Genomic DNA, 11,809 nt, shown 5'->3' with positions numbered 1-11,809 from the left:
CGGCGCCGGGACCCCCCCGGCGCGCCCCGGGGCGGGGGGGGGGGGCGCGCCCCCCCCCCCCCCACCCCGGAATCCCTCATCACGCCGGCTCGATCACCGCTTCGCTGCCCTTCGGCGGCAATCCCCTCGCCCGCCGCACGATGCGGGCCACGGCGATGCTCATGTCATCGAGCATGGCGTAGATCGTGGGCAGGAACAGCAGGCTGACCACGGTGGAGAACGCCAGGCCACCGGCAATCGCCCGCGCCATCGGGTAGTACGGCGGGCCGTCACCCAGCAGCTGGGTGTCGGTCAGCGAGATCGGAATCATCGCCAGAATCGCCGTGCCCATCGTCATCATGATCGGGCGCAGACGTTCGCGCGAGCCTTCCACCAGCGCCTGGGTGCGCGCCATGCCGCGCCGTCTCAGGTTGTTGATGTGCTCGATCATCACGATGCCGTTGTTCACCACGACGCCCATCAGCACCAGAATGCCGATGAAGGACATGATCCCGAACGCGGTGCCGGTGATCCAGAACAGCCAGAACACACCGAAGATCGAGAACAGCACGCCGCTCATGATCGCCGCCGGGAACAGCAGCGACTCGAACACCGCCGCCATCACTACGTAGATCATCAACAGCGCGATCAGCAGGTTGAACATCATCTGCTGCATGGCTTCATCGTCGTCGCCATAATCGCCACCGTCGAAGGTGAAGTTGTAGCCGGCCGGGAAGCTCATCGGCTTGAGGATCTCCTCCATCGCCTTGCGGCCTTCCGGCGCGGTCACCTTCTCAGCCAGGTTGGCCTTGATGGTCAACGTGGTCTGGCGGTTGGTGCGACCAACCCGGGTGGCTGACGGCTTGATGCTGACCTCCACCAGGCTCAGCAGCGGCACCGAGCGTCCGTCGCCGGTGCGTACGGTGTAACCGGCCAGGTCTTCGGGGCTGCTCTGTTCGGCACCGGCAAAGCGCACCCATACCGGCACTTCGCTGTCGCCGCGACGGAACTCCCGCATCGGCGCGCCGCGCAGCGCCAGGCCGACGAAGCTGGCCACCTGCTCGGCATTGAAACCAAACGCGGCTGCACGCTCACGGTCGACGTGGATCGACAGCTCGCTGCCCTTCTCGCCGTTGTCGATGCGCACGTCGCGCAGTTCCTTGCGCTGCGCCAGCAACGGCACCACTTCCTCGCCGATCTCCTGCAGCATCTGGGTGGAATCGCCCACCAGCTGCACCTGCACGCCCTGGTTGCTGCCGCCACCACCGCCGTCGCCGCCCTGGTTGCCGACCACGTAGTCTGCCCGTGCGGAACGCGGCAGGCCTTTGCGCAGGGTTTCCTGCACCGACGCCATGTTGCCGGCGTGCTTCTCGTCCAGGGTGACGATGGTGCTGCTGCCTTCCTGCTCGCTGTACCAGGAGTACACCTGGGTGATGTGCAGCTTCTCGCGGTTCTGGTCCAGGTACTGCTCGACCCGCGCCACCTCATCGGACATCTGCGCGCGGGTGTAAGCCCCCTTCCAGTTGTAGCCGATGAACACGTCGGTGCCGCCTTCGCCGCCGAACATGTCGACCTTGGTCAGCTTCATCGGCACCAGGCTGATCAGCACCACCATGATGATGCCGAACACGCTCCAGCCACGGTGCTCCAGCGTCCATTGCAGCACCTGTGCATAGCGGCGCTGCAGGCGGGCAATGACGCCGGTCTGCGAATGCACGAGCTTCGGCGTCTGCATGCGCGCGGACAGCATCGGAATCAGGCTCACCGCCACCAGCCACGAGGCCAGCAGCGACACCGAGATGGTGATCGCGATCTGCGCCATGAAGATGCTGATGTTGTTGGTTTCACCGAACAGGTTGGGCACGAACACGATGCAGTGGCACAGCGTGCCGGCGCTCAGCGCGATGGCCACGTTGCGGGTGCCGATGATCGACGCCAGCCGCGGCTGGTCGGGCATGCGCTCGCGTTCCTGGTAGATGCTCTCCACCACCACCACGGCATTGTCGACCAGCATGCCGACCGCCAGCAGCAGGCCCATCATGGTCAGGATGTTGAGCGTGACCCCGGCGAAATACATGAAACCCAGGGTGATCACGAAACAGATCGGAATGGCCAGGGTGACCATCAGCGTGGAGGGCCAGTGGCGCAGGAAGAAGAACAGCACCGTGACCGACAGCAGCAGGCCGACCGCACCGGCCTCGGCCAGCTCCAGCAGCGACGAGGTCACCGTCTTGCCCTGGTTGTTGATGACCTTGATGTTGACGTCGCGCATCGACGGCTGTTTGCGGATCGACTCCACCTCGGCCAGTGCAGCGCGCGACACCTCCACCAGATTGGCGCTGCGCTCTTTGTAGATGTCCAGGCCTACCGCGGGATTGCCGTCCAGGCGACGTCCGTAACTCATGCGGGTGGGCTTGAGCCGGATATCGGCGATATCCCCCAGGCGCAGGCCCTTGGTGTCGATCACCAGGTCGCGCAGTTCCTGCAGGTCGGTGATCTCACCGACCGGCTGGATGCGCACCCGCTGGCCGTTGTCGTCGATCTGCCCGGCCGAGATCGAGAAGTTCAGCGTGCGCAGGCGCTCGCTCAATTCATTGATGCTCAGGTTGTGTGCGGTCAGGCGGTCGGCGTTGATGGCGATCTCGACCTCGTTCGGCGGTGCGCCCGAGATTTCGACCCGGGCCACGCCGGGAATGCGCTCGATGCGCCGCTTGAACTCGCGGTCGAGCATGTCGTACGCGCCGGTGAGATCGCTGCTGCTGGCCAGCCGCACCTTGAGCACCGGCTCGTCGCTGCTGGACCACTTGAACACGTTGTAGCGCTGCAGGTCGTCGGGCAGGTCGCTGCGGATCGCATCGATGCGCTCGCGTGCATCGGACGCCGCGATGGCGATATCGCGGTCCCAGTCGGTGAACTCGATGAAGATGCTGGCCCCTTCGGACGTGGCCTGGGAGCGCATGCGCTTGATCCCGGTCATTGTCGCCAGCGCTTCTTCGGTCGGCCGGATGATGGTGCGCTCCACTTCCTCCGGGGTCGAGCCGGTGTAGGGCACCTGCACGAACAGGAACGGCGCGGAGATGTCCGGCAGCGCCTCCAATGGCAGCCGGAACGCGGCGATCAGCCCCACCACCACCAGTGAGACGAAGCACATGATGGTGGTGATGGGACGGCGGATGGAGAACTCGGCGACGCTCATGCCGGCTCCTGTGCGGGCTCGCCGCCATTGCCGGTTTCTGCCGCATGCGCATGCTGGCGACCGCGTTCGCGGTAGTAAGCATCGCCGCGACGGTCCAGCAGGTCATACACCACCGGAATCACCAGCAGGGTCAGCAGGGTGGAGACCAGCAGGCCGCCGATCACGGTGATCGCCATCGGCGAACGCACTTCCGCGCCCTCGCCCATCGCCACCGCCAGCGGCAGGAAGCCGAACAGCGTGCACAGCGTGGTCATGATGATCGGGCGCAGGCGTGAGCGCGCCCCTTCCACCAGCGCTTCGTGCTTGGCCACACCGGCCTCGCGCAACTGGTTGACCTTGTCGATCAGAATGATCGCGTTCTTGGTCACCAACCCCACCAGCAGGATCAAGCCGATGAACACCACCACCGAAATCGGCTTGCCGGTCAGCATCAGTGCCAGGATCGCACCGACCAGCGCCAGCGGAATGGTGAACAGGATGACGAACGGGTGCAGCAGCGATTCGAACTGCGAAGCCATCACCAGGTAGACCAGGAAGATCGCCAGGCCGAAGGCGAAGATCAGCGAACGTGCCGATTCGGCCAGCTCCTCGCCCTGTCCGCCGATATGCATGCCGACGCCGGCACCCAGCGGATTCTCGGCCACCATCGCCTGCACCTCGCGCACCGCGCCGCCCAGGTCGATGTCACGCAGGTTGGCCGAGACCACCGCCACGCGGGTCTGGTCGGCGCGATGGATCTCGCTGGGACCGTTGGTGGCGACCACTTCGGCCACCGCATCCAGCGTGACCGGACGCGAACTGCCCGGATTGACGATCAGCCGGCGAATGCTCTCCACGCTGGCACGATCACCTTCCTGGGCACGCACCAGCACGTCGATCTTGCGGTCGCGGAAGCTGTAGCGCGTGGCGACATCGCCGCGCACTTTCTTGACCACCACGTCGGCAATCTGACGGGTGGTCAGGCCCAGCGCACCGGCACGTTCCTGGTCGAAGCGGATCTGGATTTCCGGGAAGCCCTCTTCCACCGTCGACTTGACGTCAGCGTAGTGCGGGTTGTTGCGCAGCATCGCCGCCAGCGCCTGGCCAGCCCGCTCCAGCGTGGCCATGTCCTGGCCGCGCAGTTCCACTTCCAGCGGCGTGGAGAAGCTGAACAGTGCCGGGCGGGCAAAGTCGACCTGCACGCCCGGATGGCCCTTCATTGAGTCGCGCAGACGTTCGGTGATCTCCGCTTCGGTCTTCGCGCTGCCACCACCGGCCATCACCACGGTCAGCTTGCCGATGTTCTCGCCGCTTTCAGTGGGATTGGCATCCAGGCGGGTGCCGCTGCCGCTCACGCCGTACAGCGAGGCGATGCTCTCATCCTTGGCATGCGCCAGCTGCAGCTCACGCACCAGGGCGTCGGTCTGCTTCAGCGGCGTGCCAGCCGGCAGCTTGGCGGTCATTTCAAAGCGGTCCTGGGTCAGCTGCGGAATCAGGTCCGCGCCCAGCATCGGCACCATCGCCAGCGTGGCAACGAAGGCCAGCGCCGCCAGTCCCAACACCTTGCCCGGGTGCGCCAGCGCGCTGGGCAACAGCTTGAGGTAACCCCGCTCGGCACCGGCGTAGGGCTTCATGGCCAGATCGCTGGCCTTGCGCATCACCGGACCGACCACAGCGGTCACACCGCGCCACAGCTTGACGATCACCCAGGCGATCCCGAATACGCTCCAGCGCACCAGTGCACCCAGGCCACGGCGGCTGCCGGCGACCGGCTTCAACCAACGGCTCTGCGGCTGCCAGGCGGCATGCGCAGGCTCTTCCGGGAACGCCAGCGGCGGACGCCCCTTCAGCGAGCTCAGCATCGGAATCAGGGTCATCGCCACCAGCAGCGAGATTGCAATCGCAATCGCCACGGTCAGGGCCTGGTCGCGGAACAGCTGGCCGGCAATGCCATCCACGAACACCAGCGGCAGGAACACCGCGATGGTGGTCAGGGTGGAGGCGACCACCGCCATGCTCACTTCACGGGTACCGGCGATGGCCGCCTGCAGAATACCCAGGCCGCGTTCGCGCGCCTTGGCGATGCTTTCCAGCACCACGATCGAGTCGTCCACCACCAGGCCGGTGGCCAGCGCCAGGCCGCCCAGCGACATGACGTTCAAGCTCAGGCCCAGCTGACCCATGAAGAAGAACGTGGTGATGATCGACACCGGCAACGACAGGCTGATCACAAACGTGCTCCAGCCATCGCGCAGGAACAGGAAGATGATCAGGATCGCCAGCAGGCCGCCGATCACGGCGTCTTTCTTGACGTCGCTGATCGCGTGTTCGATGAAGCGCGACTGGTCTTCGATCGTGGTCAGCTCGGCGTCGGCCGGGATCTGCGCCTTGATCTGCTCCAGGCGCGTGCGCAATGCCGCCGCCGTTGCGACGGTGTTGGCATCGCCTTCCTTGTAGATGGCCAGTTCCACCGCTTCACGGCCGCCCAGGCGGATGATCGCCTCGCGCTCCTTGAAGCCCTGGCGAACGGTGGCCACGTCCTTCAGTCGCACCGGCACGCCATTGGCGATGTTGGTGGAGCTGCTGCTGGACGCGCTCTGCGCCGCCGAAGCCGCCGCGATCGCGGCGTCCGAGCCGGTCGACGCAGCAATCGCGAACATCTGCTGCATGGCGGCGTCGGCCGCACTGCCGGTGCTGCTCTGGGTGGTCACCAGCAGGTTGCGGATGTCTTCCAGGTCGGCGAACTGATTCACCGTGCGCACCAGGAAGCGCTGCGAGCCCTCTTCCAGACGGCCGCCGGAGATGTTGATGTTCTCTTCCTTGAGCCGCTTGATCACGTTGTCGATCGGCAGATTGAGCTGGGCCAGCTTCTGCTGGTCGATGTCGACCTGGATCTCGTCTTCCAGACCACCACCCACCTTCACCGCGGCCACGCCGGCCACCGGCTCGAGCTTCTTCTTCAGGTCTTCATCGGCATAGCGGCGCAGCGCGGTCAGCTGACGCGCCGCATCGGCGTCACTGGCCGGATCGGCCTTGGCCGCAATCACCAGGCGCATGATCGGCTCGGTGGACGGATTGAAGCGCAGCAGCACCGGAGCCTTGGCTTCCAGTGGCAGGTTCAGCGCTTCCATCTTGTCGCGCACTTCCAGGCTGGCCTGGTCCATGTTGGTGCCCCACGCAAACTCCAGCACCACGTCGCTCTGGCCGGTACGCGAGACCGACTTGAGCTTGCGCAGGTTCTTGACCACGCCCACGGCCTCTTCGACCGGTTCGGTGATCAGGGTTTCGATTTCGGTCGGCGCCGCGCCGGTGTACTCGGTGCGCACCGTCAGGGTCGGATAGCTCAGATCGGGCAGCAGGTTGACCTTGAGGTTGCCCAGCGCGATCAGGCCGAACAGCACCAGGGTGAGCATGCACATGAAGATGGTGACGCGACGGCGGGTGGCGAATTCCACCAGGCCGCCGCCGGTGCCCCGGCCATCATGGGCCGGGTGCGGTTCACTGCCGTGGTCATGCCCGGGCGAACTCATTGACGGTTCTCCGCCTTCTTCGGTGCCGCCTTGGCCACGGTGGCGGCCGGCTTCTCACCGATCACCTGCACCGCGGTGCCGTCACGCAGCGCCACCTTGCCGGCGGTCACTACCTTGTCGCCGACCGCCAGACCTTCGCGGATTTCCACCCAGGGGCCTTCGGCGTAGCCGACCTTGACCGGCACCCGCGCGACCTTGCCGTCGCGCACACGGAACACCGCCGGGTCGCCATCGTCGAGCAGGGCCAGGCGCGGCACCACCAGCGCGTCGGCACGCTGGTCGTAGTCGATGCGGATGCGACCAAACATGCCCGGCTGCAGACCGGCGGCATCTTCGCCGAAACCGCTGACCACACGGAAGGTGCCGCTGCCGGCGTCCACCACCGGGGCGATCCGGTCCACCGTGCCCGGGAACGACTTGCCGGGCAGCGCATCGGCCACCAGCGTCACCGGCTGGCCCGGGCGCAGCGTGGCCAGCTCACGTTCGGGCACGTTGAGCGTGGCTTCCAGGCGCGAGTTGTCGACGATGCGGAAGATCGGCGTGTTGATCTGCACGAAGTTGCCGGTCTTGATCGAGCGCGAGGCGATGACCCCGGAGATTGGGGCCACCACCGTCGTGTAGGACAGTTCCAGCGTCGCCAGCCGGTACTGGGCGCGGGCGTTTTCCAGATCGAAGCGGATCTGGTCGACGTCGGCGGCGCTGACCATCTGCTGGCCGATCAGCTTCTGGGCGCGCTGGTAGTTGTTCTCCAACTTGCGCATCTGCGCTTCGCTCTGGGCGACGGCCAGCCGCGCACGGTCAGGGTCCAGCCGCACCAGCGGCTGCCCGGCGCGGACCTGCTGGCCTTCCTCGACCAGCACGGCCAGGGCTACGCCGGAAGTCTTGGCCACCACCTGCGACTCGGCGCGTGCCTCGAGCGCGGCCGTGCCGGTGTAGCTTGCCGCGACTGCGCGGCGGCTGGCGGCCACCGCCTCGACCGGCACCGCTTCGACGGTCTTTTCAGCCTTCGGGTCCTTGCCCTCGGAGGCTTCGGCATTGCCGGGAGCCCCGGCACCGCAGCCGCTCAGGAGCAGAGAGGTAGTGATCAGCAACGCGGCACAGGTTCCGGTGCGGCCGGGCAGGAGAGAAATTCGCGACATCGTCGTGTCCCTGAAGAGATGCGTGGGCAGGTGTTGTAGCAAAGTATTGCACCACGTCACGACAACACCATATCCCAAAGGTCATGGTGACCGGAGTCAGGCTTGCAGACGTTCCGATTTCAGCTAGATGAAAACGCAGGCTATACTCGGGACAGTTCCGTACCCCACGCCGGAACGACCAGAAACCGTTTATCGGAGACATCATGCGCCCGCAGCCGCTCGCCGCTTGTCTTGCTCTGGCCGTCCTCCTGCCCCTCGGGGTTGCCGCCCAGGCCGCACCTGCTTCTGCCGTACCCGCCCCACCTGCTGCCCCGGCTCCGGCCGCCGCCGCCCCGGCACCTGTCGCCGCCAGCGGCAATTTCGACAACGGGCGCACCCTGGCCTACACCTGTCAGGGCTGCCATGGCATCACCGGCTACAAGAACGCCTATCCCAGCTACCGCGTGCCCAAGATCGGCGGGCAGTCCGCGCAGTACCTGACCCAGGCGTTGACCGAGTACCGCCAGGGCAAGCGCCGGCATCCGACGATGCAGGCGCAGTCGATGAGTTTCAGCGAACAGGAGATCGCCGATCTCGCTGTTTACCTGTCCACCGCCAAGTAAGCACGCTCATGACGAAAGCCGCGCCCTTCAAGCGTCACGCCATCGCTCTGTCCGTTGCCCTGCTGATGGCTGCCTGTTCGCAGTCGCAGGTTGAGAACAGCACAGATTCCGCCGCCGACCCTGGCCATGCCAGTGGCGAACACGGCTCCAGCTCATCCGCCGGCTTGCCTGCCGGTCGTATTGCCGCCGGTGAGGCGCGTGCCCAGGTCAAGGGCAAGGCGACCAACCAGAGCTGCATCGACTGCCACGGGGCCGACGGCAACAACCCGATCGACCCGACCTACCCCAAGCTGGGTGGGCAATATGGCGATTACCTGGCGCATGCGTTGCAGGCCTATCGGGCCGGTGACCGCGAGCACGCGCTGATGACGCCGCAGGCCAAGGACCTCAGCGATCAGGACATTGCCGATCTGGCCGCGTATTTTGGTTCGCGACCGAGCCAGCTGCGGGATCTGCACGGGTTGAAGTAGCGCCACGCCCTGCGTGGCTTCGCGGTGTCTGACGGGGTCGCAGCCACGCAGGGCGTGGCTCTACGTCAGGTATCCAGTTCTTCCCACCGCTTGTACGCGGCATCCAGCTCGTTCTGCACGGCGGTCAGCTTCTGCGTGTGCGCGGCCATGTCGGGCGCGCTGCGCTGGTAGAACGCCGGGTCGTTCATGGCGGCGGTCAGCCCTTCCACGTCCTTCTCCAGCTGCTCGATCTTCGCCGGCAGCTGCTCCAGCTCGCGCTGATCCTTGAAGCTGAGCTTGCGCTTGGCCGGCGCTGCCGGCGCGGCGACGGCTGCAGCCTGCACCGGTGCGGCAGGTTTGGCTGCCACCGGCGCAACGGTCTGCGCGGCGCGCTGTGCGGCATAACGCTGCCAGTCGCTGTAACCGCCGACGTACTCACCCACCACGCCGTCGCCTTCCATCACCATGGTGGAGGTCACCACGTTGTCGAGGAAGTCACGGTCGTGGCTGACCAGCAGCAGCGTGCCGGTGTAGTCGGCCAGCAGCTCTTCCAGCAGCTCCAGCGTTTCCACGTCCAGGTCGTTGGTCGGTTCGTCCATCACCAGCAGGTTGGACGGCTGCGCGAACAGCTTGGCCAGCAGCAGGCGGTTGCGCTCGCCACCGCTCAGGCGGGTGATCGGCGCACGCGCGCGTTCGGGCGTGAACAGGAAGTCCTGCAGGTAGGCATGCACATGCTTGCGCTTGCCATTGAACTCGAGGAAGTCGCGTCCTTCCGCGACGTTTTCGATCGCGGTCCAGTCTTCGCGCAGCACCGCGCGGTACTGGTCAAAGTAAGCGATCTGCAGATTGGTGCCGGCCACGACTTCGCCGCTGTCCGGGGTCAGGTCACCCAGCAGCAGCTTGAGCAGCGTGGTCTTGCCGCTGCCGTTGGGACCGATCAGGCCGATGCGGTCGCCACGCAGGATGGTGGTGCTGAAGTCCTTGACCATGCAGCGCTCGCCGAAGGCAAACGAGATGTCCTTGACGTCGATCACCTTCTTGCCGGAATTCTCGGCCTGGGCCGCTTCCATCTTGACGTTGCCGCTCATCTCGCGGCGCTGCGAACGCTCGTTGCGCATCGCCTTGAGGCGACGCACGCGGCCTTCGTCGCGGGTACGACGGGCCTTGATGCCCTGCCGGATCCACACTTCTTCCTGGGCCAGCAGTTTGTCGAAGCGGGCGTTTTCCTGCGCCTGCGCGTTGAGTCGCTCTTCGCGGCGACGCTCGTAGTTGGCCCAGTCGCCCGGCCAGCTGGTGACCTGGCCGCGGTCGATCTCGACGATGCGGGTGGCCAGCGCGCGCAGGAAGCGACGGTCGTGGGTGACGAACACCACGCTGCCGCTCCAGCTCTTCAGGAAGGCTTCGAGCCAGTCGATGGCTTCGATGTCCAGGTGGTTGGTCGGCTCGTCCAGCAACAGCAGGTCGGGGGCGGACACCAGCGCGCGTGCCAGCAGCACGCGGCGCTTCATGCCGCCGCTCAGACGCCCGAACTCGGCCTCGCCATCCAGTTCCAGCTTGGTCAGGGTTTCTTCGACCCGCTGGTCCAGGCCCCAGCCATTGGCGGCGTCGATTTTGGCCTGCACCGCGCCCAGCGCGTCGCCGTCGAAGACCTCGGCATGGCTGAGGTGATGGAACTCGGCCAGCCACTGGCCCAGTTCGCCGAGACCATCGGCCACCACATCGAACACGCTGCCGGCGGCACCGTGTGGCACTTCCTGTTCCAGCCGGGTAACCCGCACCCCCTGCTGCACGCGGACTTCACCGTCATCGGGCTTGTGGTCGCCGGACAGCAGTTTGAGCAGGGTGGACTTGCCGGCACCGTTGCGACCAATCAGGGCGATGCGTTCGCCCGGCTCGATGGACAATTCGGCTTTTTCCAGCAGCAGCGGGCCGCCGACGCTGAAGTCGACGTTTTGCAGGGTAATCAGAGGCATCCCACCATTGTAAGCGGGACGGCCGACCGCCGTCGCCTATTCCAGCAACGCCGCCAGCACGGGAGGGGCCGGACGGCGCGGATGCTGCACCGTCCACAACTGACGCCAGAGCGGCGGCAGATCGGCCTTCACCTCGATCAGCGTGCCCAGCGCCAGCAGGTCGGCCACGGCGTGCCGCGACAGGCAGGCCAGCCCAAGTCCGGCAGCGGCGGCCTGCTTGATCGCCTCGGTGCTGCCGAGCTGCATGCTGTCGGCGAAATGATGCAGATGCGGCAGCAGGCCCTGCTCGACCGCCTCGCGCGTGCCGGACCCCGGCTCGCGCAGCAGCCAGCGTGCCTGGCGCAGCGCAGCCACGCTTCCCTGCACTGAACTGGCGGCCGCAGCCACGATCACCAGCTCGTCGCGCTGCCACGGCCGGACCTGCAGGCCGCTTTCGTGGCAGGGCCCTTCGATCAGCCCCACGTCGACCTGCAGGCGCTGCACCTGATCCACCACATCGGCAGTGTTGCCGATCTGCAGTTCGACCCGGGCCCGCGGTTGCGCGGCCAGCAGTGCGGCCACGCGCGGGGGCAGCAGGTAGTTGCCGATGGTCGTGCTGGCGGCCAAGCGCAGGTGCACGCGGCGTTCTGCGTCAGCGCCCTGCCCGACCCCGGCGTCCTGCTCGAGGGTCGTGGCCGCCAGCAGCAGTGCCCGTGCGGGGTCGAGCAGCGCACGGCCCTGCGCGTTGAGCAGCAGGCGACGACCGACCCGGTCGAACAACGGGGCCGGCAACTGGTGCTCAAGCTCATTCAGCGCGGCGCTGACCGCCGACTGGGACAGGCCGAGCGCGTCGCCCGCCGCGGTAGTGGTGCCCGCATCGGCCACGGCCACCAGGACCTGCCATTGCCGCAGACTCAGACGCAGCATGATTCAACCCGTTTTTCAGGTAATTGATAGAGATATTAGTCGTTTTACAGGTACTT

The 11,809-nt window shown here is 66.3% G+C and carries 7 protein-coding genes; 2 read left to right on the top strand and 5 right to left on the bottom strand.

All coding sequences use genetic code 11. The features are described from left to right. Window positions 1-79 precede the first annotated feature (79 nt). Genes QMX83_RS08785 through QMX83_RS08775 form a run of 3 tightly spaced genes read right to left on the bottom strand, consistent with a single transcriptional unit; the run spans window position 80 to window position 7,823 of the window. Window positions 80-3,175, bottom strand: a complete 3,096-nt coding sequence (locus QMX83_RS08785) for an efflux RND transporter permease subunit (RefSeq protein ID WP_282296250.1) — start codon at window positions 3,173-3,175, stop codon at window positions 80-82. After that, complete coding sequence (locus QMX83_RS08780; RefSeq protein ID WP_282296249.1) at window positions 3,172-6,684, bottom strand: efflux RND transporter permease subunit; 3,513 nt, start codon at window positions 6,682-6,684, stop codon at window positions 3,172-3,174. The genes QMX83_RS08785 and QMX83_RS08780 overlap by 4 nt, the downstream gene beginning before the upstream one ends. Beyond that, window positions 6,681-7,823 carry an efflux RND transporter periplasmic adaptor subunit gene (locus QMX83_RS08775; RefSeq protein ID WP_282296248.1) on the bottom strand — a complete coding sequence of 381 codons (1,143 nt, stop codon included), beginning with the start codon at window positions 7,821-7,823 and terminating at the stop codon, window positions 6,681-6,683. Before QMX83_RS08775 ends, QMX83_RS08780 begins: the two co-directional genes overlap by 4 nt. Before the next feature lie 203 nt (window positions 7,824-8,026). Between QMX83_RS08775 and QMX83_RS08770 the strand changes: the two genes are divergently transcribed. Both QMX83_RS08770 and QMX83_RS08765 read left to right on the top strand, forming a co-directional pair. Then, window positions 8,027-8,425: a c-type cytochrome gene (locus QMX83_RS08770; RefSeq protein WP_282296247.1), complete on the top strand. Its 399-nt coding sequence runs from the start codon at window positions 8,027-8,029 to the stop codon at window positions 8,423-8,425. An 8-nt stretch (window positions 8,426-8,433) separates the two neighbouring features. Then, window positions 8,434-8,895, top strand: coding sequence for a cytochrome c (locus tag QMX83_RS08765; protein ID WP_282296246.1), 462 nt, complete (start codon window positions 8,434-8,436; stop codon window positions 8,893-8,895). 65 nt (window positions 8,896-8,960) lie between these two features. On the opposite strand, the gene QMX83_RS08760 is transcribed toward QMX83_RS08765, so the two are convergent. Beyond that, window positions 8,961-10,847 (bottom strand): ATP-binding cassette domain-containing protein, encoded by a 1,887-nt coding sequence (locus QMX83_RS08760; RefSeq protein ID WP_282296245.1) that lies wholly within the window; start codon window positions 10,845-10,847, stop codon window positions 8,961-8,963. Window positions 10,848-10,883: 36 nt separating this feature from the next. Beyond that, window positions 10,884-11,750: a LysR family transcriptional regulator gene (locus tag QMX83_RS08755; protein WP_282296251.1), complete on the bottom strand. Its 867-nt coding sequence runs from the start codon at window positions 11,748-11,750 to the stop codon at window positions 10,884-10,886. Between the last annotated feature and the right edge of the window lie 59 nt (window positions 11,751-11,809).

The organism is Stenotrophomonas sp. PS02289 (assembly GCF_029960115.1).
In the GTDB taxonomy this organism is placed as follows: Bacteria; Pseudomonadota; Gammaproteobacteria; order Xanthomonadales; family Xanthomonadaceae; genus Stenotrophomonas.
This window is presented reverse-complemented; position numbering and strand designations above follow the sequence as displayed.